This is a genomic window from Amaricoccus macauensis (genome assembly GCF_049800915.1).
Taxonomy (GTDB): domain Bacteria; phylum Pseudomonadota; class Alphaproteobacteria; order Rhodobacterales; family Rhodobacteraceae; genus Amaricoccus; species Amaricoccus macauensis_A.
This window is the reverse complement of sequence record NZ_JBNAFY010000001.1, coordinates 461,832-488,195: the sequence shown is the minus strand read 5'-3', so window position 1 is coordinate 488,195 and position 26,364 is coordinate 461,832. Positions and strand designations below refer to the sequence as shown.

Genomic DNA, 26,364 nt, shown 5'->3' with positions numbered 1-26,364 from the left:
TCGCAAGTGCGCGTGCCTCAGGCGGTTCTGAGCATCCGGCGCGGTGCCTCGCCCCGCAGCAGCTCGCGCACGTCTTCGCCGATGTCGTAGCCGAAGAGCTCGAACTCGCGGCGGCAGAGCAGATAGATCGAGAGCTTCTGTTCCGGGCCGAGAAGTTCCTCGACCGACTTGCTGCCTTTGGGCCGGATACCGCTCTTGGTCCGGACGGATTTCATCCGGTCGAAAAGGTTGTCCTTCAGTCCGATCCGCGCGCTCACTTCCGCCAGATCCTCTGCCAGATGCTCGTAGCGCACCGCCTTGTCGACCAGCGCCCTGTCCTTGTCGGAGTAGATCCGCCAGTTCTCGTTCACGCTCTCGGGCTTGTAGCGGATGAACTCGTCCGGGGTCTCGATGCCCCAGTTCGGGCGCGCCGCCTCGCGCTTGTTCGGCGCGACATACATCTTGTGGAGATCGAAGAAGTAGCGTGACACGAACCGGTCGTAGGGATTCCGGACGATGGTGAACTTGTAGTAGCTGTTCCAGATGTCCTCGCCCACAAGCTGCCGGATGCGCGCAGCCGGCATGTGCTCGGTGAACTTCGAGCGATAGTAGTCGGTCAGGAATGCAAGGGCCTTGTCCTTCCGCCCAAGCCTCAGCCAATCGCGGAAGCTGTAGCGATAGTTCACCGGGTTGCGCCCCGTCACCTTTGCGCGCAGTTGCTCGTCGCTTGCCTCGCCCAGTGGCGAGATCACGTCCCCGTCTTCGCAGATATCGGAAAGAACAACCTCCATGGAGGTGCCCGCCGTCTTCATCGTCTTGATGAAGATAAATTTTTTCGAATGGGATATGATCACCCAAACTCTCCCGGATCTTGCCGCAGAACATCGAAAAGGACGGGACAACGCAAAAAGGCACACCTTCGGGCGGCCCATGGCAGAGCCCCCGGCAATAATGCGACCCATTGAAATTATCCCAATTGCCAATCACGTTATGAGAGAGTTAACCGAACCACAACCTGAGCTTGGTTTTGTAAGCAAGATTCAGCCGAGAGGCGAAATTCGGGTGTGGGTGCCGACCGGGCAGCGGCAGGGGCAGAACCCTTGCACCCCGGGGCGAACACCCCCATCTCAGTTGCACACCACCATGAGGAAGACGACGGATGCAGACGGCCGCTTTTGCCGGATACCTGCCGGGCCTCCCCGACCCGGACACCAACGCGGAATTCTACGAGGGCGTACCATCGCGGCGTCTCGCGGCCTGGGGCGTTGATTTTGCCATCACGCTGGCCATCGCCCTGCCCATCGGACTGATCTTCGGAATCGTGACCCTGGGCTTCGGTTTCGCGGCGTTTCCGCTCATCATGGCCGCAACCAGCCTCATCTATCGGACCTCCACCATCGCGTCCCGCTCCGCCACCTGGGGCATGCGCTTCATGGGAATCGAACTGCGCCGCCATGATGGCAGCCGATTCGATGCGATCACCGCCTTCCTGCACACGCTCGGCTACATCGTTGCCATGACGGTGTTCGTGATCCAGGTCGTGAGCTGCGTCACCATCCTCACCACCCGCTACCGCCAGTCTGTGCCCGATCTGTTCCTGAGAACGGCGATGATCAACCGCCCGGCGGACTGACAGGATCTCCAGCGGTAACAACACCCAAAGAAAGAAGTTGCCCGGGTACGAAACCTGTTGCTAACTTTTGCGTTCAAGAAGGAGGAAACCGGGGCCGATCATGCGACATATGCTGCCGCAGTCTCATCAGTTCTATGTCACGGCCCCACAGCCGTGCCCCTACCTCGATGGCAAGGTAGAACGCAAGCTGTTCACCGCGTTGCAAGGCGACAGCGCGAACAACCTAAATGACGTTCTCTCGCACCAGGGATTTCGCCGGTCGCAGAACGTGCTCTACCGACCTTCCTGTGGCACGTGCACGGCATGTCTCTCCGCCCGGATCGTCGCGAGCGACTTCAAGTTCTCCCGCGGCCAGCGGCGCATCCTGAAACGCAACGCCGAGGTCGAACGCCTCGCGCGCAGCCCCTGGGCCACCGAGACCCAGTATGATCTCTTCCGCCGCTATCTCGATGCCCGCCACGCCACCGGCGGCATGGCCGACATGGACATGCACGAGTTCGCCGCAATGGTTGAGGAAACCCCGGTGCGCAGCCGGGTGATCGAGTATTACCGCCCGGGAGAGAACGGCGGGCGCCGTGAACTCATCGCGGTCTGCCTGACGGACATCCTGTCCGACGGCGTCTCCATGGTCTATTCCTTCTTCGACCCGGACCTCACCCGCCAGAGCCTGGGAGCCTATGTGATCCTCGATCACATCCGCATCGCCCAGGAATCCAACCTGCCCTATGTCTATCTCGGCTACTGGGTCCCCGGCAGTTCCAAGATGGATTACAAGGCGCGCTACGATCCGATGGAAATCTTCGCCGACGGGCGCTGGCGCCCGGTCACGGATGCCGATCGCGCCCCTTCGGCCCATGAGCGCAGCGAAGCCACGGCCATCCGCGCGCAGCTCGCCGCAATAGAACTGCCCGGCACGAAGTAGCCCCGACGTCCGGCAATCCGCCTAGACGGGATTTCATATAGGTTTGCTAACCTGGAGAGCAGTCGCGCTGCGCCAACAGGCGCGGCGCAAAACTACCAATAGTGCGCGCACCTGCGCGCTCCTGATGGCGGCAAAGGCCGCCTGAGGGTCAGACCGGAACCGGCCTGCGCCGCCCGGAGGGCCGCGCAGGCCGGTTCCTTCAGGGCACGGGCCGGGCAGAAACCGCGCCACCAACACCACGGGCGATTGCCGCCACTCCGGTCCGGGCCACATCCGTCAGACCCAGCGGACGCATGAGCGAGACGAAGGCATCCACCTTCTCGGGCGCCCCGGTGATCTCGAACACGAAACTCTCGAGCGTCGTGTCCACCACACGCGCCCGGAAAACCTCCGCAAGCCGCATTGCCTCGACGCGTTTGTCGCCCGTTCCCGCCACCTTGATCAGTGCAAGCTCGCGCTCGACCGAGGGCCCTTCGACCGTCAGGTCATTCACGCCATGCACTGGCACGATCCGCGCAAGCTGCGCCTTGATCTGCTCGATCACCGCCGGGGTCCCGGTGGTGACGATGGTGATCCTCGAGAGGTGCCCCTCGTGATCGACCTCCGCAACCGTGAGACTCTCGATATTATAGCCGCGCCCCGAGAACAGCCCGATCACGCGGGCAAGCACGCCCGCCTCGTTGTCCACGAGCACGGCAAGCGTATGCGTCTCCTGCCGGTCGTCCATGGGGTTGCGTAGATCGTAGGCCGAATGGCGGCTCGCGCCCTTCTTGATCGCCAGTGCGTTCATGTCTCTCTCCCCCGCCTCAGACCAGAACCGCACCTTCGGCGCCGATGGCGTCCGTGGCGACGTCCTCGTTCAGAAGCATGTCGTTATGCGCCCGGCCGCTCGGGATCATCGGGAAGCAGTTCTCGTGCTTCTCGACACAGCAATCAAAGATCACCGGGCCGTCATGCTCGATCATTTCCATGATGGCGTCATCGAGGGCGTCCGGATCCTTGCAGATGATCCCCTTTGCCCCGAACGCCTCCGCGAGCTTGACGAAATCGGGCAGCGCCTCGGACCAGGACGAGGAATAGCGCTCGCCATGAAGCAGTTGCTGCCACTGGCGCACCATGCCGAGCCGCTCGTTGTTGAGGATGAACTGCTTGACCGGCAGGCGGAACTGCACCGCCGTCGCCATCTCCTGCATGTTCATCATCCACGAAGCCTCGCCCGCGACATTGATGACCAGCGCATCGGGATGCGCGATCTGGACCCCGAGAGAGGCCGGCATGCCGTAGCCCATGGTTCCGAGCCCGCCCGACGTCATCCAGCGGTTCGGGTCCTCGAAGCCGAGATACTGCGCCGCCCACATCTGGTGCTGGCCGACCTCGGTGCAGATATAGCGGTCATGCCCCTTGGTCAGCGCCTCGAGCCGCTGCAGCGCGTATTGCGGTTTGATGACCGTCTCGGAGTTCCGATAGGCAAGACAGTTGCGCCCGCGCCAGATCTCGATCTGCTTCCACCAGCGCGAAACCGCCTCGGAGGCCGTCTTCGAACCCCGCTTCTTCCAGAGTGCCAGCATGTCCTCGAGCACCGAGGCGACATCGCCGACAATCGGAACGTTTACGTGGATGTTCTTGTTGATCGAGGACGGGTCGATATCGATGTGAACCTTGAACGAGCCGGGCGAAAAGGCATCCGTCCGCCCGGTGATCCGGTCGTCGAACCGTGCACCGATGCAGAGCATGTAATCGCAATCGTGCATCGCCCAGTTGGCTTCGTAGGTGCCGTGCATCCCCAACATTCCGAGCCAGTTCTCGCCCGAAGCGGGATAGGCGCCGAGCCCCATGAGCGTCGAGGTGATGGGGAAACCGGTCTCGCCCGTCAGCTTGCGCAGAAGCGCGCTCGCCTCCGGACCGGCATTGATGACCCCGCCGCCCGAATAGATCACCGGCCGTTCCGCCACTTCCAGCGCCTCGACCGCCGCGAGGATCGCCTCGGGGTCAGCCTTCGTCTTGGGCTGATACTGCGCAAAGGACACGTCTGCCGGCGCGCTGTAGGTGCCGGAGGCGAACTGGACGTCCTTGGGGATGTCGACCAGAACCGGGCCGGGCCGACCATGGGTCGCTACATGGAACGCCCGGTGGATGGTCTTGCTCAGATCGTCCGTCTCCTTCACCAGCCAGTTGTGCTTGGTGCAGGGCCGCGTGATCCCGACCGTATCGGCCTCCTGGAAGGCATCATTGCCGATCATGAAGGTCGGAACCTGGCCCGAGAGGACAACGATCGGGATCGAATCCATCAGCGCATCCGTGATGCCGGTGACCGCATTGGTCGCGCCCGGACCCGAGGTGACCAGGACGACGCCGGGCTTGCCGGTCGCGCGCGCATAGCCTTCGGCGGCATGGGTCGCGCCCTGTTCGTGGCGAACGAGAATGTGGCGGATGTCGTTCTGCTGGAACAGCTCGTCGTAAATGGGTAGTACCGCGCCGCCGGGATAGCCGAATACAGTGTCCACACCCTGATCCCTCAGAGCCTGAACAACCATCTGTGCACCGGTCATGCGACGGGTCATGTCATCTTCTCCGTATCTCGCGCACACTCCCGATCCTCCGGGATGCGCCGCTTCCAAAAAGCAAAAGGCCCCTCGAGAGGGGCCCATGCGCGGGGTACCGGACTGGGCCTTACCGTCCCGTCCTTCGCCCGCGCTGTCTTACTTCGAGTACCGAATGGTTCACTTGATTCTCCCTGGAAGGCCTGTCTTAGGGGCGCAGTAAGCCCCGGTCAACCAAAGACTTCACCGTTTGTTGCGCATATGCCGCCTCACGCGTATTTTTCTTTCATTCCTGCGACCTATGCGCCGCATTGGTGACGGACGCGCCGAAGATCGGCAATGTCGAGAACCATACTTTCAGCCATATCGTTTCCATACGGTTTCCATACCGAAACCATATTGCTCATCGCGATGTGATCGCCCCTCCACGAGACGCAGGCACCGACCCACGCTATGTCTCGGCAGACGCCACCAGAGGCCATCGCGATTGGAATGCCCCCAGTGATCCTGAACCTTGCGCTCGTAGTTGCCCCGCTGCTGATCTGGCTGGCGATATCCACCCGCGCCCGCCGCACTCCACGGCACGCGGCCTGGCCCCCGGTGCGCGGCAATCTCGTCACCGCGATCTGGGCCTGGGGCGTTACGGTGTTGATTTATATCGGACTTATTGGGCTCGGCACCGAGAACTGGAACCCCGCCGGCCTGCCCCGCTTCCTAACGTGGGGCATCGGCGGAACGCTGACGATTGCCAGCCTCGTGCTGCATGGCGTGTCCGTCGCGGAGCTCGGACTGAAGGCAACATCGGGGTGGGATCGCGGGATCTACGACCGGCGCAGCTACAGTTTCATGCGCCATCCGCAATACTGGGGTCAGGGTCTGGGCTTCGTCGGTTGGGGCATTCTGGCCGCCGAGCCGCTCACGCTTGTCATGAGCCTTGCTACATGCCTCGTGCTCTGGCACCTGTCCGAGACCGAGGAACGCGTAATGCTGGCGCGGCATCCGGAGGCCTATGCGGTTTATCGAAAACGGGTAAGTCTTTGGCGAAACGTCAGTTTTGGCGCGCAGACCGGCTGAGCGTTATCCGAGGCGTACCCCGCGCCGGCCCGCAAGATCGGTGATGAACTGCCAAGCCACCCGCCCCGAACGCCCGCCCCGCGTCTGGCTCCACTCGATGGCTTCTGCCCGCAGATCTGCATCGGAAATCTCGATTCCGAACGCGTCGCAATAGCCCCGGATCATGGAGAGGAAATCGTCCTGATTGCACGGGTGAAACCCGAGCCAAAGCCCGAACCGATCCGAGAGTGAGACCTTCTCCTCGACCGCTTCGGCCGGGTTCACACCGGTCTGCCGCTCGTTCTCGATCATCTGGCGCGGCATCAGGTGACGCCGGTTCGAGGTGGCATAAAGCACCACATTCTCCGGCCGACCCTCGATTCCGCCATCAAGAACAGCTTTCAAGCTCTTGTAATGGCTGTCATCCTTCTCGAATGACAGGTCGTCGCAGAACAGGATGAACCGCCCCTCGGCGCCGCGTAGCAGACCGAGAAGGCGGCTGATCGAGGGCAGGTCCTCGCGCTGTATCTCGATGAGTTTCAGACCGGGATGCGCGTGGGCGGCTTCCGCGTGGGCGGCCTTCACGAGGCTTGATTTGCCCATGCCCCGCGCGCCCCAAAGGAGCACGTTATTGGCCGGAAAACCCCGGGCGAACTGCATCGTGTTGGCCAGAAGCGTGTCGCGCGCCCGGTCGACCCCGACCAGAAGCCGGATTCCGATCGCTGCCACCTTCTCGACCGGTTCGAGCCGGTCAGGCGCGACATGCCAAACGAAGGCATCGGCAGCAGCGAAATCCGGGGCTTCTCCGGGCGGCGGCGACATCCGGTCCAGCGCATCGGCGATGCGCGCAAGCAAGCTATCGGACACGGTCACCGGCCTTCCTCAGCCGCTTCCTCGGCCTCGCGCTCCAGTTCCTCATCCCACAGCCCAGCGGCTTTGAGTTCCGCCTCGCGCTTGCGCTCGACGAACCGGACCAGAATGATGGAGATCTCGTAGAGACCGTAAACCACCACGAAGAGGATCACCTGGCTCACGACGTCCGGCGGCGTCGCGAGTGCAGCCAGCGTCAGGATACCCACCACCGCATACTTGCGCGTCTGCCCCAGTCCACGCGCGGAGACGAGCCCCGCCTTGCCCATCAGCGTCAGCAGTACCGGCAGCTGGAAGCAGAGCCCGAACGCGATGATGAATTTCATCGTGATCCCGAGATACTCGTTGATCGTCCCGAGAAACTGGATGCCGACCTCGTCCTGCCCCTCTTCCGGGACGGGCGCGACGCCGTCGGGCGCAAGCTGCTGGAAGCTCAGGAAGAAATCGAAAGCGAGCGGCAGGATGATATAGTAGGCGAAGGCCGCACCGATCGCGAAAAGGATCGGGGAGGCCAGCAGAAAGGGCAGAAAGGCGTTCTTCTCCTGCCGGTAAAGACCGGGGGCCACGAAACGCCAGAGCTGATAGCCGATCACCGGAAACGCCAGAACGAAGCCGCCGAAAAGCGAGATCCGCACCTGCGTCATGAAGCCCTGCTGGAGCCCGGTGAAAATGAGTTCGGGTTCCTGTCCGTTTGCGCGCAACACGCTCGACAAGGGCCGCGCCAGAAAATCGAAGATCGATCCAGCTACGGTGAAGCAGAGCACCATGCATATGGCGAAGGCCAGCACCGCATTGATCAGGCGCGTCCGCAACTCGGCAAGATGCTCGATCAGTGGCGCGGAGGTATCGTCAATCTCGCGATCATTCATTCTGGAACTCACGAACCGCCCGCCGCGGTGTCGTCACCAGTACTGTCGGCCTTGGCCGCAGCAGGCTCGGGAGCGGACTTGTCTTCTTTCAGCCCCGTGCCCGTCTCTGGCTTCGGCGAGGGCGATACGGCCGGGTTCTTGGCCAGACTGGCGTCGAGGTCGAAACGGGTGGCGGCCTTGAAGCTCTTGGTCGCATCCTTGACGCCCGTCTCGTCAGCCGCCTGCTCCAGCGAACGCTGGAACTCGCGCGCCATGCCACGCGCACGGCCCGTGAATTGCCCGACCGAGCGGAACAGTCCCGGCAGATCCTTGGGCCCCACGACGATCAGCGCAACCACACCGATCACCAGAAGTTCCGCCCAACCAATATCCAGCATTTACAAGGCTCCGACCACCAAAGGCACAGGACAGGTGCTTATACCTTGTCCTTCTCGGGCGTCACGTCACGCGCCTGATCGCTTTCGGTCTTGGAGGCATTTTCGATCTCGTCGGTGCCTTCCTTGATCCCGCGCTTGAAGCTGGTGATGCCGCGGCCCACTTCGCCCATGAGCCCCGCCACCTTGCCACGGCCGAATAGCACCAGCACAACGATGGCAATCAGGATCAGGCCAGCCGGTCCGATATTGTTAAGCATGTCGCGTCTCCGTTGACGAACCAGGCCAGTCATCCCGGTTCTCCCGCCATGTCATATGGCGTCTCGTGCCGTCATTCAAACCCCAATCGATGCCGCCAGGGCAAGCCCCGGCCTTCGGGGCAAGAAATCTTTTTTCAGGCATGGTAAGGGTTTTCGAGCACGCGCTGCCGCGCGCAGGGAAAAACATGGCACCGGTCGCGCCGCAGCGAGATCCAGAACGGCATGCCGGGCTTGGGAAGAAACACGCCCGGAACCTCCGCTTTCAGCATCGTCCCGTCATGTTCCATCTTGAACTCAACAATGCTCTGCGTTCCGGTGAACCGAGCGCGCGCCACACGACCACGGGCCGGCGTGCCGTCCTGTGGGGTGGGATGCGGTCCCCTGCCGTGGCGGTCGAAATCGATCTTCAGATGCTGCGGCCGGATGACGATCTCCACATCGGCCTGATCCGCAAGGCCCGGGGCCTGGAACCGCCCGAAAGGCGTGTCGGTATGACGATTTTTCACAACGCCGTGGATCACGTTAAGGTCGGAAAAGAAGAGCGCGGCTTCCTTGTCCACCGGCGTATTGTAGATCGCGTAAGGCTCGTCGAGCTGCACGATTTCGCCGCGGCGCATGAGAGCGATCTGGTCCGCCATGCTCATGGCTTCCTGCGGTTCGTGGGTCACGAGCATGACCGCCGCCCCCTCCTCGCGCAGGATCGCCAGTGTCTCGTCGCGGATGCCATCGCGCAGGCGTTTGTCTAGGCCGGAGAAGGGTTCGTCCATCAGGAGAACCGGCGGTTTCGGGGCAAGGGCGCGTGCAAGCGCCACCCGCTGCTGCTCGCCGCCCGAAAGCTGATGTGGATAGCGTGCGCCGTAGCCGGAAAGCCCGACACGTTCGAGAAGCTGCCCGGCGCGTGTCCGGCGTTCGGATTTGCCACCGAGCGCACCGAAGGCCACGTTCTCCTCGATCGTCAGGTGGGGGAAGAGCGCAAAGTCCTGAAAGATCAGGCCGACATCGCGTTTTTCGGGTGGCAGGTGGATACCAGGACCGGAAACCACGCGCCCCGAGATGCTGACGGTTCCGCGTGACTGCCGCTCGACACCCGCGGCGATCCTGAGCAGCGTCGACTTGCCGCACCCCGATGGTCCGAGCAGACAGGTGACCTGCCCCTCATGGAGATCAAGCGAGACATCCCTAAGCACGGCGCCTTCGCCGTAGTCGTGGCAGATCCCCTTCATGGACAGGGGCAACGGAGGCTGCTCCAGCCCGGCAGTCATCAACTCCACCCCATCTCCGCGCGAAAAAATTTGGGGAGGGATACCAGCGCCGGTCTGGCGTGGCAAGACAGCGAGCGAGCTACCCTCTCCAGAAGGCCGGGGTGAAAAGGACGAAGACCGAAAGAAGTTCGAGGCGGCCGAGCAGCATGGCCGCCGCAAGGATCCACTTGGCAATCTCCGGCAGGCCCGCGAAATTCCCCGCCGGTCCGATCTCGGGCCCCAACCCCGGCCCGATATTTGCGATGGCCGTAGCCGCGCCGGAAATCGCGGTGACCGGGTCGAGCCCCACGAGCACGAGCAGGACAGCAACGATCGCAAGCGTCAGGTAGAAGAACATGAAGAACGCCATGACCGAACTCATCACGTCGTCCGAGACCCGCCGCCCGGCATAACGTGGTGTGAAGACGCGGTTTGGCGAGTGGACACGACGCACTTCGGCCGCGATTGCCGACAGGAGCAGCTGGTAGCGGAAGATCTTGACCGAACAGGCCGTAGAGCCGGAACATCCGCCGATCAGCCCAATCGTGAAGAAGAGCGTCAGTGCCAGCGGCCCCCAGGAGCCGTAGTCGGCGCTGGAATAGCCGGTTCCGGTCGCGATCGAGGTGACATTGAAGATGACCTCGCGGAAGGCAGGTTCGAAACCGCCCTCGGCGTCGGCGGCGTAATAGATCGAGAGGATGAGTGTGTAGACCCCGATAACGAGGAGAAAACCGTGGATCTGGCTGTCACGGAAGAAGGGGCGCGAGGCACCGTTCGCGATCTGCAGGAAGCGCACGAAAGGCAGTGCCGCGAGGATCATGAAGACCACCGAAACATAGTGGGTGGCGGCGCCGTATTCGCTGAAGGACGCATCCGTCGTCGCCATGCCCCCGGTGGAGATTGTGGTCAGTGAGTGCACAAGGGAGTCGAAAGGCTCCATGCCGGTGAAGATGTAGGCCATGAAGCAGAAGAACGTCATGAGGCAGTAGATCAGCGTCAGCGAGAAGGCGATCTCCGCGGCCCGCGGCATCATCTTGCCCATGGTATCGAAGGCTTCCGAGCGGAAGATCTGCATGCCGCCAACCCGAAGGGTCGGCAGGAAGACCATTGCAACGACGATGATCCCAAGACCGCCGAACCATTGCAGCATGCCCCGCCAGAGCAGCACGCCCGCGGGGAGATCGTCGAGGCCGACGAACACGGTCGCCCCTGTCGTTGTCAGTGCCGACATCGCCTCGAAGAAAGCATCGGTGAAGGTCGCGTTTGGCGATCCCATGATGAACGGGAGCGCCCCGAAGAAGGGAAAGACCGCCCAGACCAAGGTTGCCAGCAGAAAGCTCTCCTGTACGCCGATGCTCTTGCCCCGGCTGTTGGCACAGGCAAAGGCCGTCGAGGCCCCGGCAACTATGGTGATAATGGCCGCAGCCGAGAACTCGCCCGCGTTCTGATCATCCCCCATCACCAGATCAGCGATGAGCGGCAACATCATCGACGCGCCAAGAACCGCGACGAGCCAGCCTACGAGATACCCGGCGGGTCTGAGATCGATCATGGCGGATCGTTGTCGCGCTGCGGCAATTCTGTCAAGCGGGCTCGGTTGCTGCACTCATCCAGCGGTGCGTTCCGACCACCTTATCTGTGCCGTTTCCTGGGAATTTGATGGAGAAAGCGGCGATGCTGGCGCTGATCCGATTGTCACGGACTTGAACTCCTGATGTCGGAGTGGTGATTCTTCGTGCGGCCAAAGAGAAAATCCCACCTCCCGGACAAGTAATCAGACGCGTGCCTAACAGCGCGGAAACGTCCTCCGTTTGTGGCAAAGTTTTCACAAAACGAGTTCTTTATGCACAAATGAATTCAATGACTTATATCATGAAGAGTAGGTGTACTCGGGAATCATGTTTTGGTAGTCAATTAATCGCGGAGCGAGCCTGCCCTGATCGGTGTGCGGCGCAACGTGGTAGAGTGTAATTGAAACGCAACAGGAGTTTCTGATGTCACTACTAGGACCAATTTCACCACCGGCCGGCAACATTGTCGCACCGATCACGACCATCATCGACGATCTGCTCAATCCCGATACCGAAACCGATCCGGGATCGGAGACGACGGAAACCGGAGAAACCCCGACCGGCACTGGCGGTGTTGGCGACATCATCGATACCGTCACGACCGGCGGAACCAGTTCCAACCCGGATACCGGCAGTTCGACCGGCGGGTCCAGTTCCGGCGGCGGAACACCGATCGACGAATCTGCCGTTCGCTATGATTTCAGTTCGGATTACAGCGGGGAAGATATAGATTGGGCTCGCCAGATGGCGCTTGCGCTGCAAGCTCGCGAGCAGTCGGCGAACCTTGTCGAAAGCATAGGTCAGGCTCCGGAGGCCATGGTCATTGGTCAGACCTCGTCCGAAGATGGCGGATCTTACGCATCCGCTCTTGTGACTCTGAACACACCATCGGAAACGATGGGCGGTTCCTTCGACATGGTCGCATGACCAGCGAAAGCCGCAGCACTATTGCCCCGGCTTGGAGCAACAGGCCACGGCCGGGGCCGGTATTCAGCCGGTGTGATAGAGCGAGTCGAACAGTCGGGGATCGTAGCTCGACTGCTTGAAGGTCTCACCCTTCGTGAGGATGGAGACCGCGTCGTGACTGTGCAGCGATTCCTGGTGGCTTGCGACCACCCGGAAGTCGGCGATCCGCGGCTCGCTCTCGAGTTGTTCGCAAAGAAGCCGCACGGCGTCTTCGACAAAGATAGGGTTCGCACCGTTGAGTTCGGCGAACGCCTGTTCGTCTTCGCGCTTCACCATGACCTGCGTCTCGGTCGGGATCGCCGCGTTGCACAGTTCGACGATTTCCTCGAACCAGATCATTTCGCCCTCGGCCAGTTCGACGGATACCCGCGCGACCGACCGTTGGGAGTGCGGTGTTGCCAATTGCCCGCGCTCACGCCGTGCATGCTCCGATAGCTCCAGCGAACAGGGACAGGTAGATGAATAGACGTAGTCGAGATGTACGATCCGCTGCGTGGTCTCGGCCGTTTTGACCATTTCCAGCGCCACATTGTAGTACTGGTATCCGTCGAGCTCGGAGCGCAATGAGCGGCGAAGCATCGGATAGCGGAACCTCATCTGGATTCGCGCGTCATAACTCTCGAGATCCTTCAGATAGGACTCGAGCACGCCACCGATTACCTCGAAGGAGAAGGACTTTTCTGCATGCTTGTAGAAGGACCGGATGATCCGGCTCATGTTGATGCCCTTCTTGTCGGCCTCAAGAGAGACCGAGCCGGTAACGGATGTCTCGAGCTGGACCTCGCCTCCCTCGCGGCTGCGGAACCGGATGGGCAGGACAAAATTCGAGATCCCCACATGCTGAATGGCCGTCCTGGCCCCCTGAATGAGGCTCGCGGGACCGTTCTGCAGATCGGGAAGACCCGAGCGATATTCGGCGTCGACCACGAAGTTTTTAGGGTAGTCCCGGCTGAATACCGGGTAGGCCGCCGCCGGGAAATCCTCCGCCAGCCCTGCGAGCAGACGGGCTTGCGTTGCGGGTCCGACCCCGGACGCCCAGGCGCGCAACGTTTCCATGGCCGCCTCCGCTTCCGACAGCGAGGGCCTGTCCTCCGCTGTCTCCAGACGAAGGCCATCATACCTGGTGCTCGACAAAACATTCATTGATGCGCCTCCGCCACTTGGGCTCGTCGGTTACATTATGATGCAGACTGTAGACTTAGGAAGAAAATTGCTCCCGTCCATACCCGCGCTGAACGGTATTCAACTTATACAACTTCCGAGAGAATTTCGACAAATTTTTCGCATTTAACGAAAGTAGAATTCCCGCATTCCGACTATCGGTACACGAGAGCGTGTCGAATTTCTCTTCATCGGCCACATTTATTGGGACGAGAGCGCTCCAAGGATGTCATTCACGAGGTCGCCGGCATCCTCCAATCCGACGGAAATCCGGATCAGTCCGTCCCCGATTCCGAGTTCCGCGCGGGCCTCAGCGGAGAGGCGCTGGTGGGTGGTTGTTGCCGGGTGAGTCGCAATGCTCTTGGCATCGCCCAGATTGTTCGAGATCGCGAGTATCTCGAGCCCGTTCAGGAACCGGAATGCTGCCTCCTTGCCACCTTTGAGGTCAATTGCCAACATTGTGCCGCCGGTTTCCATCTGCCGGCCCACAAGCGCAGCCTGTGGGTGATCCGCCAAACCAGGGTAGATGATCCGTTCTAGAGCGGGATGATCCTTGAGCGCGCGCGCAATGGTCGAGGCGGTGTCCGCCTGCGCGCGGCACCGCAGATCGAGTGTCTCCAGCCCCTTCAACATGACCCAGGCGTTGAACGGGCTGAGCGCCCCGCCCGTGTGCTTGAGATAGGTCTCGAACGGTCCGCGGATGAACTCGCGGCTCCCGAGCACGACACCGCCCAGGCAACGTCCCTGCCCGTCGATATGCTTGGTCGCGGAATAGACCAGCACATCGGCGCCCAATTCGAGACTGCGCTGAAAAACCGGCGTCACGAAGACATTGTCCACGACGACCATCGCACCGACTGAATGGGCAATCTCGGCAACACCTGCAATATCAATCACTTCGAGTGTCGGGTTCGACATGGCTTCGAGGAAGACGAGCTTCGTGCCGGGCTTCACCGCAGCACGCCAGGCCTCTAGATCAGTACCGTCCACAAAATCGACATCGACGCCGAACCGCGGCAGAAGCGTCTCGGTGATGTAGAGACAGCTCCCGAAGAGTGCCTTGGCGGACACGACATGATCACCGGCAGAAAGCATCGAGAACAGTGCGCCATTGACTGCCGCCATTCCGGATGCAGTGGCGAAGGCATCTTCCGCGCCTTCGAGCGCAGCTATCCGCTCTTCGAACATCCGCACTGTTGGGTTGCCATAGCGGGCATATATGAACTCGTCCGGGCCGCTCTCGATGAATCTCGCTTCGGCCGCCTCCGCGGTCGGATAGTCGAAGCCCTGAGTCAGGAAGATCGCTTCCGACATCTCGCCATATTGGCTCCGGCGGATGCCGGAATGCACCAGTTTCGTCCGATTGGCCCAATCACTCGTCATATCAGAAGATCCCGGATCGCCCCGGCCCCGCGCTGCAAAGGTTCGAATTGCGGATTTGTCCACGCGCGCCCTTACTCAAGCGCGCCACCTGCGTCAATGTCAGGGCCAATTGCTGCGCCTCTCCGAGCGGAATTGCAACGTCTTGTCATGCGACCGTCACCCTTTCGCCACAGATCATTAAACTTGTCCGCATAATTAGCATCAAAGTTGATCTTTTTCGCGTGAGTGGGGCTGAAACGATGGCCTATGTCGGGATTGCTGCCGGACCGTCGGGTCCCTGTTTGGCCAGTACGGGCGGTTCGCCCGCCGCGCATCTCGAAAGGCTGATCTCGCGCACTCCCGAAAACGCGCCTATCGTCATTCTGGTTCACGGGTATCGCTACGATCCCGGCCGCCGCACCGCTGATCCGCAGCGCCATATCTACGCCTTCCGCGACGTGCAGAGCTGCCGCAAGATCCGGAGCTGGCCCCTGGGGTTGGGCTTTTCGCGCCATGGATTTGAGACCGGGCTCTGCATCGGTTTTGGCTGGCCCGCCCGCCTGCCCCATGTCGAGACACTGCTCCGCCGGGGTCGCACGGGTTTTTCCCAGGTCTACGCCGATGCCGCGCGCCACGGAGCCGGCCTCGCTCGCCTGATCGACATGATCCATCGGGTCGCGCCACAGCGGCGGGTCGAGATCCTCGCCCATTCGCTGGGTGCGCGTGTAGCTCTTTCCGCCCTCCCGCTTGTGGCGCGCGCTCCGGGACGGATCATCCTTCTGGGCGCTGCCGAATACCAGAGCGCTGCCCTGTCGGCACTCGGAGCCATCCGGACAACGGAGCGGCCCGAGATTTACAACGTCACAGCGCGGTTCAACGATCTTTACGACGCGATGTTCGAGACATTCGCGCCGAAGCGAGCTCCGGGTGACCGCGCTCTCGGACAGGGCCTCGGGCAAACCGCGGAAAACTGGCTCGATATTCAGATCGACCGACCCGACGTTACCGCCTGGATCAATGAACGTGGCATCCCGCTTCACAGGGCAAGAGCGCGCTTCTGCCATTGGAGTTTCTATACCCGTGGCGGTGCGTTGGACGTCTACGAGGCGATCCTGCGCCGCAGACCGGGCTGGGACATCGAGACCCTGCGCATGGCCCCGTGCTTTCGCTTGCAGGACTCGCGCTGGAGCCACTTGCGACCGTGGCGCTCGCCATCCAGCGAACTGCAGGAAATCGACGCAGCACAGGGATTGCGCGAGGCGTAACCCAAAAAGCGCCTTACAGCCGGATCGTTACGCTGTGTGTCTCAATATTGATCTGCACGTTCACGAGATACATCTCGGCTGCCCCCTTGGCAAAGAGCCAAAAACGCCTAAATCTGGACCAGATGTTCCAGAAAAGGGTGACGCATGTCCGATCCGATCGAACTTTACTACTGGCCGACGCCGAACGGGAAGAAGATTTCCATCGCGCTGCACGAGATGGAACTACCCTACTCCCTTAACCTGGTGAATATCGGCGCCGGTGACCAGTTCAAGCCCGAGTTCCTCAAGATCTCGCCGAACAACCGGATGCCCGCGATCATCGACCCGGATGGACCGGACGGCGAACCGGTGTCGGTCTTCGAATCCGGTGCGATCCTACAGTATCTCGCCCGAAAGACCGGTAAGTTCTACGGCGCAAGCGAACGCGATCGGATCGAAATCGAGCAGTGGCTGATGTGGCAGATGGGTGGGCTCGGGCCCATGGCCGGCCAGGCGCACCACTTTCTCAAGTATGCGCCCTCGATGGACCCGCCTCATGACCTGCCCTATGCCAAGAACCGTTACCGCAACGAAGTCGGACGGCTTTACGGCGTGCTCGACAAGCGTCTGGCAGATCGCGATTTCGTTGCCGGAGATTACTCAATCGCCGACATGGCGATCTGGCCCTGGGCCATGGGCTGGGAAGGCCAGCAGCAGAAGATCGAGGATTTTCCGAACATGGCCGCCTGGCTCGAGCGTGTCGGGGCACGGCCTGCAGTGAAGACCGGCGCAGAGGTCGGAGCCGATGCGCGCAGCAATCTGCAGGACGATCGCGAGGCCCAGAAACTGCTGTTCAGCCAGGGCCTCAAGGCCTGACCTGACCTGGCCTGACCGGAGATCCACGACCGGTCTCATTCTGCCATGCACGCGCGGTGCGGCCCTGCCGGGCCTTGCCACTGGTCGAATCCCTGTCTAAGCCCGAGGCGAAGACAGGGGTTTGCCATGACAAAGACGATCACTCTGCCGCGCCCGGACGACTGGCACCTTCACCTGCGCGATGGTGCAATGATGGAGGGCGTTCTTCCCGCATCGCGCGATTTCGCCCGTGCGATCATCATGCCGAACCTCGTGCCGCCCGTGGTGACGGGCGCAGATGCCGCGGCCTATCGCGACCGCATCCTGGCCGCCCTGCCAGAGGACCAGGGCTTTACCCCCCTGATGACGCTCTACCTGACCGAGGCCACCGATCCCGCGGATGTGGCTGCGGCCCATGCAGATGGGATTGCGACGGCGGTCAAGCTCTACCCGGCTGGCGCGACGACCAACTCCGCAAGCGGGGTCCGCGACATCGAGAAGGTCATGGGCGTGCTCGAACGCATGGCCGAAATCGGCATGCCGCTATGCATGCATGGCGAAGTCACCAACGCGGAGGTCGACATCTTCGACCGTGAGGCGGTCTTCATCGACCGGGTGCTCGATCCGCTGCGCCGCAGACTGCCGGAACTGAAGATCATCATGGAGCATGTCACCACCGCGGATGGTGTGGCATATATCGAAAGTGCGGAAGAGAACCTCGCCGGTTCACTGACGGTCCAGCACCTCATGCTCAACCGCAACCAGATGCTGGTGGGCGGCATCCGGCCCCATTACTACTGCCTTCCGATCCTCAAGCGCTCCATCCACCAGGAGGCGCTGCGCCGCGCCGCGACCTCCGGCGACCGCCGTTTCTTCCTCGGCACCGACAGTGCGCCCCATGCCCAGCACGCGAAGGAGAATGCCTGCGGTTGCGCGGGCGTGTTCTCCGCGCCTCTCGCCGTCGCCTGCTACGCTCAAGTCTTCGAAGAAGAAGGCGCGCTCGACCGGCTGGCCGATTTCGCCTCGCTCAACGGCCCGGCCTACTACGGGCTCCCCCCCAACAGCGACACCATAACCCTGATCCGCGAAGATGCACCTCAGCCGCTACCAGAGACGGTTGCAACCGGCGCGGGACCGGTGGTTGTATTCGATCCCGGTTCGCCACTCTTCTGGCGGGTCGCCAACTGACAGGAGACGCGATGTTCGCGAACTCATTCCCCGACGACGCCGAGATGGCGCGCCTGACCGCGCGCATGCTTTTGGAAGTGAAGGCGGTGCACTTCCGCGCCGACGAGCCCTACAAGCTCACTTCGGGACTGGCATCGCCGGTCTATATCGACTGCCGCAAGCTGATTTCCTTCCCGCGCGTGCGCGCTGCGCTGATGGATTTCGCCTGTGCCAAGCTCCTGCGCGATGCGGGGTTTGCGCGGTTCGACGCGGTCGCCGGCGGCGAAACGGCCGGGATTCCCTTCGCGGCCTGGATCTCCGAGCGGCTTGGCCTCCCGATGCTCTACGTGCGCAAGAAGCCCAAGGGCTTTGGCCGCGATGCGCAGATCGAGGGCTATATGGAGGAAGGCAGCCGTGTGCTTCTGGTGGAAGATCTCACCACCGACGGCGGTTCCAAGATCAAGTTTGCCGAGGCGCTGCGCACAGCCGGGGCAGAATGCGCGCATACCGCCGTGGTCTTCTACTACGGAATCTTTGACCAGACCCAATCGGTGTTGGAGAATCACGGGTTGAAGCTACACTATCTCGCCGTCTGGAGGGATGTGCTGTCCGAAGCCCGCGCAGGGGGGCATTTCGACGAAGCAACGCTCAGAGAGGTCGAGGCCTTTCTCGATGCGCCGCTGGAATGGTCCGCCGCGCGCGGAGGGGTGGATACGATCGCGAGCTGATCCGCGGGTGCGGACCTGATGCGACGACTGTGCTGCTGATGCATGAGCAAGAGCCATGCAGTTTTCTTCAACCGCATTCAAACGGAAGAGCGGAGAGACAAAGTGAACAAGCCCGACAACGCCTTCATGCTTCCCAAACCGCGTTCATCGAAGCCCGAGGATATCGCCCGCGAAATCATCGGTCGTCTCTGCTACCGCGTCGGCAAGGACCCCAAGGTTGCCAAGCCCCATGACTGGCTGATGGCAACCATCCTCGTCACCCGCGACCGGGCCATCGAGCACTGGATGGAGTCGACCCGCGCCACCTACGAATCCGGCGGCAAACGCGTCTACTATCTCAGCCTCGAGTTTCTCATCGGTCGCCTCATGCGCGATGCGATTTCCAACCTCGGCATTCTGGAAGAGATGAAGGAAGCGCTCGACCAGCTCGGCGTCGATTTCGAGGAAATCGCCAAGCTCGAATCTGATGCGGCGCTTGGCAATGGCGGCCTGGGTCGGCTCGCCGCCTGCTTCATGGAGAGCATGGCGACCGTCGGGGTGCCCGCCTATGGCTATGGCATCCGCTATCGCCACGGCCTATTCCGCCAGCGGATCAAGGATGGCTGGCAACTCGAATACCCCGAGACATGGCTGGAGCACGGCAACCCCTGGGAATTCGACCGCCGCGAAAGCGCCTATGTTGTCGGCTTCGGAGGCTATGTCGACTATCACGAAGCGGTTGGCGAAGAGGAGAAGTTCGTCTGGCACCCGGCCGAACAGGTCATCGCCTCTGCCTATGATACACCCGTCGTCGGGTGGCGCGCGGCGCGCGTGAATACGCTTCGTCTCTGGAACGCCGAGCCGGTCGCGCCGATCCGGCTCGATGCCTTCAACGCAGGCGATCACATCGGCTCGCTCAAGGAGAGCAACCGGGCTGATGCGCTGACGCGCGTGCTCTACCCCGCCGATGCCTCGCCCTCGGGCCAGGAGCTCCGCCTGCGCCAAGAGTATTTCTTCTCCTCGGCGTCTCTCCAGGACATCCTGCGCCGCCACATGAACCAGTTCGGCACGCTCGACAACCTTTCGGACAAGGTTTCGATCCAGCTCAACGACACCCACCCCGCCGTGTGTGTCGCGGAGCTCATGCGCATCCTGATGGACCTGCATGGACTCGATTTCCACAAGGCTTGGGAACTTACGCAGGCCACCATCAGTTATACCAACCATACGCTTCTTCCGGAGGCGCTGGAAAGCTGGCCCGTACCCCTGTTCGAAAGACTTCTGCCGCGCAACATGCAGATCATCTACGAAATCAATGCGCACCTTCTGCGCAAGGCCGGGCAGGAACACGGCTTCGGGGATGATGCGATCCGCAACATCAGCCTGATCGACGAGAGCGGCGAGCGGCGGGTGCGGATGGGCAACCTCGCGTTCGTCGGCGCGCATTCGATCAACGGCGTGTCCGCGCTTCACACCGAACTGATGAAGCAGACCGTATTCCGCGACCTGCACAAGATGTATCCCGACCGGATCAACAACAAGACAAACGGGATCACCCCGCGGCGCTGGCTGATGCAGTGCAATCCGGGACTGACGGGGATCATCAAGGACACGATCGGGGACAAGTTCTTCGATGACATTCGCGTGCTGCGAAATCTTGAGGAATACGCGACCGACCCCGCCTTCCAGGACGAGTTCGCCAAGGTGAAGCGTCGCAACAAGGATCGGCTTACCGAACTCGTACGGGAGCGAATGGGTGTCCGGCTCGACCCTAACTCGATGTTCGACATTCAGATCAAGCGCATCCACGAATACAAGCGCCAGCTTCTGAATATCATCGAGGCGGTTGCGCTCTTCGACCAGATCCGCTCGCACCCCGAGAAGAATTGGGTTCCGCGGGTGAAGATCTTTGCCGGGAAGGCCGCGCCCTCCTATCACAACGCCAAGCTCATTATCAAACTGGCGAATGATGTCGCCAGGGTGATCAATGGCGATCCGAGCGTGCGCGACGTGCTCAAGGTGCTGTTCATCCCGAACTACAACGTGAGCCTTGCAGAAGTACTCGTGCCCGCCGCAGATCTTTCCGAACAGATCTCGACCGCCGGGATGGAAGCCTCCGGCACCGGCAACATGAAATTCGCGCTCAATGGCGCACTGACCATCGGCACGCTCGACGGCGCCAATGTCGAGATGCGCGAACAGGTTGGTGCCGAGAACATCGTGATCTTCGGCATGACGGCCGAAGAAGTGGCCGAGCGCCGGGCGAGCGGAAGCAATCCGCGCTCCATCATCGAAAGCTCGCCCGAACTCAGCCAGGCGCTGAATGCAATCGCATCCGGCGTGTTTTCCCCGGACGATCCGGACCGGTACCGCGATCTGGTCGCCGGGCTCTATGACCATGACTGGTTCATGGTCGCGTCGGACTTCGACAGCTTCGCCGACGCTCAGCGCCGGGTCGATGCGATCTGGTCCGATCCGAAGTCGTGGTGGGAGAAGACCATTCTCAACACGGCCCGCATGGGCTGGTTCTCGTCGGACCGGTCCATCCGGGAGTATTCAAAAGAAATCTGGAATGTGCCCGTGTAGTGGCATAGCATCCTGAGAGGAAGAGGGGATCCCGTGAGCCAGAACCTAGAGACAGCGACAAAAGCTGTGCTGAAAGACCCGGCACTCGGCGAAGCTGAAATCGACGCCATCGTCGCCGGGCAGCACAGGGACCCATTCTCGGTACTGGGCATTCACAAACCGGAAAAAAGCCTCGTCGCCCGCGCGCTCGTTCTGGGCGCGGAGAGCGTCGAGGCCTTCACGCTCGGGGGCAAGAGTGCAGGCGTTCTCGAATGCCTGCACCCCGATGGTCTCTTTGCTGGCAAGCTCAAGATCCGCAAGCAACAGCCGCTAAAATACAAGGCGCGCAATGCGACCGACAGCTGGGAATTTACCGACCCCTACACCTTCGGCCCGGTGCTCGGGCCGCTGGATGACTACTATATCGGAGAGGGCAGCCACCTGCGCCTCTTCGACAAGCTCGGTGCGCACCCGCTCACGCATGAGGGTGTAGACGGCGTGCATTTCGCGGTCTGGGCGCCCAATGCCCGGCGTGTTTCCGTTGTCGGCGATTTCAACGCCTGGGACGGGCGGCGCCATTCCATGCGCTTTCGTGTGGATACCGGCATCTGGGAGATCTTCATTCCCGATGCGACCGCGGGACTGCATTACAAATACGAGATCATCGACAGCAACGGGAACCGGCTGCCGCTGAAGGCCGATCCGTTTGCGCGCGAAAGCGAATTGCGGCCCGCGACGGCCTCCATCGTTGCGCCAGAACTCGACCACGACTGGGGCGATTCCGACCACCGCGCGCACTGGTCCAACTGCGATGCGCGCCGTCAGCCGATATCGATCTACGAGGTTCATGCCGGCTCCTGGAAGAAGCACGAGGATGGCACCTTCCTGTCCTGGGACGAACTAGGGGATGAACTTATTCCCTACGCAGTGAAGATGGGCTTCACACATATCGAGTTCCTGCCAATTTCCGAACACCCTTACGATCCCTCCTGGGGCTACCAGACTACCGGCCTCTACGCGCCCTCTGCGCGTTTCGGCGATCCGGAGGCCTTTGCGCGCTTTGTGGACGGGGCGCATCGGGCTGGTATCGGGATCATTCTCGACTGGGTGCCCGCGCACTTCCCGACCGATGAGCACGGGCTGGCGAAATTCGACGGAACCGCGCTCTACGAGCACGCGGACCCGCGACAGGGCTTCCACCCGGACTGGAATACGGCGATCTACAATTTCGGTCGCAGCGAGGTGAAGAGCTTCCTGGTCAACAACGCACTCTACTGGTCGGAGAAGTTCCATATCGACGGGCTGCGCGTGGATGCCGTGGCTTCCATGCTCTACCTCGATTATTCGCGCAAGGAAGGCGAGTGGATCCCGAACAAGTATGGTGGCCGCGAGAATATTGAGGCCGTGCAGTTCTTGCAGGACTTCAACAAGGAGGTCTACGCAAGCCATCCGGGCATCCTGACAATGGCGGAGGAATCCACCTCCTGGCCCGGTGTGAGCAAGCCGGTGCATGACGGCGGCCTGGGCTTCGGCTTCAAGTGGAACATGGGCTTCATGCACGACACGCTGCAGTACATGTCCTACGAGCCGATCCATCGGCAGTATCACCACAACGAACTGACTTTCGGCCTGCTCTACGCCTTCTCCGAGAATTTCGTTCTCCCGCTAAGCCATGACGAGGTCGTCCATGGCAAGGGCTCGCTGATCGGCAAGATGTCGGGCGATGGCTGGCAGAAATTCGCGAACCTTCGCGCCTACTACGCCTTCATGTGGGGTTATCCGGGCAAGAAGCTCCTGTTCATGGGGCAGGAATTCGCGCAAGGGCGAGAGTGGAGCGAGGCTCGTGGCCTCGACTGGTTCCAGCTGGACATCGACCTGCACAAGGGCGTGCAGGACCTCGTGTCGGACCTCAACCACCATTACCGGGACAAGCCGGCGCTCCATGCACGCGACTGCGAGGGCGAAGGCTTCGAATGGCTCTTGGCTGACGAACACCACACATCGGTCTTCGCATGGCTGCGCAAGGCTCCCGGCGCCAATCCGGTTGCGGTGATCACGAACTTCACGCCGGTTCCGCGCCATGACTACCGGATGCCGCTCCCGCATGCGGGGGCCTGGAAGGAAATCCTGAACACCGATGCCGAAGGCTACGGCGGCAGCGGTGTCGGCAACATGGGCGAGGTGACGGCCTCCCCCGACGACCACGGCGTCAGCGCGAGAATGTCGTTGCCGCCACTTGCAACGATCTGGCTTGAATACCAGCCCGAAGAATAAGGCCGAACGAAGAGCCGCACCGAGAAAAAAACTAGGGGGAAAGACGATGGCGACCAGAAGCTATCCACTGTCGCGCGACGCCATGGCCTATGTGCTCGCAGGGGGGCGCGGCAGTCGCCTGAAGGAAATGACAGATCTGCGGGCCAAGCCCGCGGTCTACTTCGGGGGCAAGACGCGGATCATCGACTTCGCCCTTTCCAACGCGCTGAATTCCGGCATTCGGCGGATGGGCGTCGCCACTCAATACAAGGCACACTCCCTCATCCGGCACCTGCAGAACGGCTGGAACTTCCTGCGCCACGAGCGCAACGAAGGCTTCGACATCCTGCCTGCCAGTCAGCGTGTCTCGGAAACCCAGTGGTATGAAGGCACCGCAGACGCGGTTTACCAGAACGTCGACATCATCGAGGGCTACGGCCCCGAATACATGGTCATCCTTGCAGGCGATCACATCTACAAGATGGATTACGAGATCATGCTGCAGGACCACGTCAATTCCGGCGCGGACGTGACGGTGGGCTGTCTCGAGGTGCCACGCATGGAAGCCACCGGTTTCGGCGTGATGCACGTGGACGAGAAGGATCAGATCACCGATTTCGTCGAGAAGCCCGCAGATCCGCCGGGAATTCCGGGCAATCCGGACGTGGCGCTGGCCTCTATGGGGATCTACGTCTTCCACACGGCAAAGCTCATGGAGCTTCTGCGTGAAGACGCTGCGAACCCGAACTCCAGCCGCGACTTCGGCAAGGACATCATCCCGATGCTCGTGAAGGGCGGCAAGGCGATGGCGCATCGCTTCAGCAGTTCCTGCATTCGTTCCAACTCGGAAGCGAATGCCTACTGGCGCGACGTGGGCACGGTCGACGCCTACTGGGAAGCGAACATCGACCTGACGGACGTGACCCCGGAGCTCGATCTATACGACCGGCACTGGCCGATCTGGACCCACGCGGAGAATACGCCGCCAGCAAAGTTCGTTCATGACGAGGAAGGCCGGCGGGGCGCGGCTGTGTCGTCACTGATCTCCGGGGACTGCATCGTCTCGGGCGCGCGGCTCTGGCGCACACTGCTCTTCACGGGCGTGAGGGTGAACTCGTTCTCCAATCTCGAGGAGGCCGTCATACTCCCCAGCACCTATGTCTCGCGCAACGTGAAGCTCTCGAAAGTCGTCGTAGATCGCGGCGTGCGCATACCAGAAGGACTGGTTGTCGGCGAGGACCCCGAGCTTGACGCAAAACGCTTCCGCCGCACCGACAATGGTGTATGCCTCATCACACAGAAAATGATCGACAAGTTGGATCTGTGATCTGATGAGAATTCTTTCGGTTGCGTCGGAAATCTACCCGCTGATCAAGACCGGTGGACTTGCGGATGTCGCCGGCGCCCTGCCTCCCGCGCTCTCTCGCATGGGCATGGAAGTGAAGACCCTCGTGCCTGGCTACCCCCGGCTGATGGAAAAGGCGGGGCCTGCTGTGCCCATCCATGATTTCGGAACCCTGCTCGGCGTGCCCGCACGGCTCCTGTCCGCGAAGGCAGGCGAGCTTGACCTCCTGATCCTCGACGCACCTGGACTCTACGACCGGCAGGGCGGGCCTTATCTTGATACGGACGGCAAGGATTACAGCGACAACTGGCACCGCTTTGCCGCCTTTTCGCTGGCTGGCGCGCTGATTGCGGGTGGCGCGTTCACGGAGTTCGTGCCCGACCTCGTCCATGCCCATGATTGGCAAGCAGCCCTTGTCCCCGCCTACATGAAGTATCGCGGGATCGAAAAACCCTCGGTGCTCACGATCCACAATCTCGCTTTCCAGGGGCAGTTCAGCCCGGAGATCTTCAGCCGGCTCGAGTTGCCACCCCATGCCTACAGCGTGGACGGTGTCGAGTATTATGGCGGAGTCGGCTTCCTGAAGGCCGGATTGCAATCCGCCTGGGCGCTGACGACTGTCAGCCCGACCTATGCCAAGGAGATTCGCACTCCTGCCTTCGGCATGGGGCTCGACGGGCTGATCTCGACCCGATCCGACCACCTCCACGGCATCGTCAATGGCATCGATATCGAGGATTGGAACCCCGAGACCGACCCTCACCTGGGCACGCAATTTTCGATCCGCAATCTCAAGGCGCGTGTCGCCAATCGCCGCCTTATTGAAGGGCGCTTCTCGCTCGATGCCGATGACGCGCCGCTCTTCATCGTCGTGAGCCGTCTCACGGATCAGAAGGGCCTCGACATCGTGGCGTCGGTGGTACCTGAACTTGTTGAAATGGGGGCGAAACTGGCGGTGCTGGGAACAGGCGATCCCGGCCTCGAACATTGGTTCCTCACGCTTGCGGGTGTGCATGAGGGGCGGATCGGCGTTCAGCTCACCTATGACGAGGCGCTTGCGCATGTCATGCAGGGCGGCGCCGACGCCATCCTCATTCCCTCGCGCTTCGAGCCGTGCGGTCTCACGCAGCTCTATGCCCAGCATTACGGCACAATTCCGGTTGTTGCGCGCACCGGAGGGCTCGCCGACACGGTGATCGACGCGAATAGCGCAGCGCTTGCTGCCGGCGTGGCAACCGGCATCCAGTTCCCACCCGACAATGGTTTTGCCTTGGTCGAGGCGATCCAGAGGCTGGTCGAGTTCAAGGCAAATCCGAAGCTCTGGACTGCCATGCAGCGACAAGGAATGCGGCTCGATGTGTCCTGGAACCGCAGCGCCGCCGAATACGCCAGTCTTTTTGCTTCTTTGGTTTCCGAATAAGGACGAG

General features: G+C 61.6%; 23 protein-coding genes. 12 read left to right on the top strand and 11 right to left on the bottom strand.

Features of this window, described 5'->3' with window-relative positions:
• Nucleotides 1–17 precede the first annotated feature (17 nt).
• Complete coding sequence (locus tag ACP15W_RS02100; RefSeq protein ID WP_424931169.1) at nt 18–833, bottom strand: sulfotransferase family 2 domain-containing protein; 816 nt, start codon at nt 831–833, stop codon at nt 18–20.
• 305 nt (nt 834–1,138) lie between these two features.
• On the opposite strand from ACP15W_RS02100, the gene ACP15W_RS02095 reads away from it, so the two are divergent.
• Entirely contained in the window at nt 1,139–1,612 is a 474-nt protein-coding gene (locus ACP15W_RS02095; RefSeq protein ID WP_424931168.1) for an RDD family protein, read from the top strand.
• A 100-nt stretch (nt 1,613–1,712) separates the two neighbouring features.
• On the top strand, nt 1,713–2,534 hold the full coding sequence (locus ACP15W_RS02090) for an arginyltransferase (protein ID WP_424931167.1): 822 nt from the start codon (nt 1,713–1,715) through the stop codon (nt 2,532–2,534).
• A gap of 199 nt (nt 2,535–2,733) precedes the next feature.
• Here ACP15W_RS02090 and ilvN read toward each other — a convergent pair whose 3' ends face one another.
• Nucleotides 2,734–3,324 (bottom strand): acetolactate synthase small subunit, encoded by a 591-nt coding sequence (ilvN, locus tag ACP15W_RS02085; RefSeq protein WP_424931166.1) that lies wholly within the window; start codon nt 3,322–3,324, stop codon nt 2,734–2,736.
• Between the two features lie 16 nt (nt 3,325–3,340).
• Entirely contained in the window at nt 3,341–5,095 is a 1,755-nt protein-coding gene (locus ACP15W_RS02080) for an acetolactate synthase 3 large subunit (protein ID WP_424931165.1), read from the bottom strand.
• A 480-nt stretch (nt 5,096–5,575) separates the two neighbouring features.
• Here ACP15W_RS02080 and ACP15W_RS02075 point away from each other — a divergent pair, with 480 nt between their 5' ends.
• Nucleotides 5,576–6,148, top strand: a complete 573-nt coding sequence (locus ACP15W_RS02075; RefSeq protein WP_424931164.1) for a methyltransferase family protein — start codon at nt 5,576–5,578, stop codon at nt 6,146–6,148.
• Between the two features lie 3 nt (nt 6,149–6,151).
• On the opposite strand, the gene ACP15W_RS02070 is transcribed toward ACP15W_RS02075, so the two are convergent.
• The 6 genes from ACP15W_RS02070 to ACP15W_RS02045 form a co-directional block, all read right to left on the bottom strand.
• The gene (locus ACP15W_RS02070; protein WP_424931599.1) at nt 6,152–6,949 is read right to left on the bottom strand and encodes an ATP-binding protein; all 798 of its coding nucleotides are present in this window, start codon (nt 6,947–6,949) and stop codon (nt 6,152–6,154) included.
• Between the two features lie 47 nt (nt 6,950–6,996).
• Entirely contained in the window at nt 6,997–7,866 is an 870-nt protein-coding gene (gene tatC / locus ACP15W_RS02065; RefSeq protein WP_424931163.1) for a twin-arginine translocase subunit TatC, read from the bottom strand.
• 8 nt (nt 7,867–7,874) lie between these two features.
• Nucleotides 7,875–8,243, bottom strand: a complete 369-nt coding sequence (tatB, locus tag ACP15W_RS02060) for a Sec-independent protein translocase protein TatB (RefSeq protein WP_424931162.1) — start codon at nt 8,241–8,243, stop codon at nt 7,875–7,877.
• Nucleotides 8,244–8,281: 38 nt separating this feature from the next.
• A complete protein-coding gene (locus ACP15W_RS02055) occupies nt 8,282–8,500 on the bottom strand; it encodes a twin-arginine translocase TatA/TatE family subunit (protein ID WP_424931161.1) in 219 nt (72 codons plus the stop codon).
• Nucleotides 8,501–8,634: 134 nt separating this feature from the next.
• Nucleotides 8,635–9,762, bottom strand: coding sequence for an ABC transporter ATP-binding protein (locus tag ACP15W_RS02050; RefSeq protein ID WP_424931598.1), 1,128 nt, complete (start codon nt 9,760–9,762; stop codon nt 8,635–8,637).
• A gap of 79 nt (nt 9,763–9,841) precedes the next feature.
• The gene (locus ACP15W_RS02045) at nt 9,842–11,293 is read right to left on the bottom strand and encodes a TrkH family potassium uptake protein (protein ID WP_424931160.1); all 1,452 of its coding nucleotides are present in this window, start codon (nt 11,291–11,293) and stop codon (nt 9,842–9,844) included.
• A 442-nt stretch (nt 11,294–11,735) separates the two neighbouring features.
• Here ACP15W_RS02045 and ACP15W_RS02040 point away from each other — a divergent pair, with 442 nt between their 5' ends.
• Nucleotides 11,736–12,239, top strand: coding sequence for a hypothetical protein (locus tag ACP15W_RS02040; protein WP_424931159.1), 504 nt, complete (start codon nt 11,736–11,738; stop codon nt 12,237–12,239).
• A gap of 63 nt (nt 12,240–12,302) precedes the next feature.
• Here the strand turns inward: ACP15W_RS02040 and folE2 are convergent, their stop codons facing one another.
• Complete coding sequence (folE2, locus tag ACP15W_RS02035; RefSeq protein WP_424931158.1) at nt 12,303–13,421, bottom strand: GTP cyclohydrolase FolE2; 1,119 nt, start codon at nt 13,419–13,421, stop codon at nt 12,303–12,305.
• Nucleotides 13,422–13,640: 219 nt separating this feature from the next.
• Complete coding sequence (gene metZ / locus ACP15W_RS02030; protein WP_424931157.1) at nt 13,641–14,822, bottom strand: O-succinylhomoserine sulfhydrylase; 1,182 nt, start codon at nt 14,820–14,822, stop codon at nt 13,641–13,643.
• 221 nt (nt 14,823–15,043) lie between these two features.
• Here metZ and ACP15W_RS02025 point away from each other — a divergent pair, with 221 nt between their 5' ends.
• The 8 genes from ACP15W_RS02025 to glgA all read left to right on the top strand — a co-directional run bounded on the left by ACP15W_RS02025 (nt 15,044) and on the right by glgA (nt 26,357).
• On the top strand, nt 15,044–16,066 hold the full coding sequence (locus ACP15W_RS02025) for an alpha/beta hydrolase (RefSeq protein WP_424931156.1): 1,023 nt from the start codon (nt 15,044–15,046) through the stop codon (nt 16,064–16,066).
• 144 nt (nt 16,067–16,210) lie between these two features.
• A complete protein-coding gene (locus tag ACP15W_RS02020) occupies nt 16,211–16,921 on the top strand; it encodes a glutathione S-transferase N-terminal domain-containing protein (RefSeq protein WP_424931155.1) in 711 nt (236 codons plus the stop codon).
• Nucleotides 16,922–17,047: 126 nt separating this feature from the next.
• The gene (pyrC, locus tag ACP15W_RS02015) at nt 17,048–18,088 is read left to right on the top strand and encodes a dihydroorotase (RefSeq protein WP_424931154.1); all 1,041 of its coding nucleotides are present in this window, start codon (nt 17,048–17,050) and stop codon (nt 18,086–18,088) included.
• An 11-nt stretch (nt 18,089–18,099) separates the two neighbouring features.
• Entirely contained in the window at nt 18,100–18,795 is a 696-nt protein-coding gene (locus tag ACP15W_RS02010) for an orotate phosphoribosyltransferase (RefSeq protein WP_424931153.1), read from the top strand.
• A gap of 102 nt (nt 18,796–18,897) precedes the next feature.
• A complete protein-coding gene (locus ACP15W_RS02005) occupies nt 18,898–21,360 on the top strand; it encodes a glycogen/starch/alpha-glucan phosphorylase (protein ID WP_424931152.1) in 2,463 nt (820 codons plus the stop codon).
• A 33-nt stretch (nt 21,361–21,393) separates the two neighbouring features.
• The gene (glgB, locus tag ACP15W_RS02000; protein WP_424931151.1) at nt 21,394–23,613 is read left to right on the top strand and encodes a 1,4-alpha-glucan branching protein GlgB; all 2,220 of its coding nucleotides are present in this window, start codon (nt 21,394–21,396) and stop codon (nt 23,611–23,613) included.
• Nucleotides 23,614–23,659: 46 nt separating this feature from the next.
• The gene (gene glgC, locus ACP15W_RS01995) at nt 23,660–24,919 is read left to right on the top strand and encodes a glucose-1-phosphate adenylyltransferase (protein ID WP_424931150.1); all 1,260 of its coding nucleotides are present in this window, start codon (nt 23,660–23,662) and stop codon (nt 24,917–24,919) included.
• 4 nt (nt 24,920–24,923) lie between these two features.
• The gene (glgA, locus tag ACP15W_RS01990) at nt 24,924–26,357 is read left to right on the top strand and encodes a glycogen synthase GlgA (RefSeq protein WP_424931149.1); all 1,434 of its coding nucleotides are present in this window, start codon (nt 24,924–24,926) and stop codon (nt 26,355–26,357) included.
• The last annotated feature ends 7 nt before the right edge of the window (nt 26,358–26,364 follow it).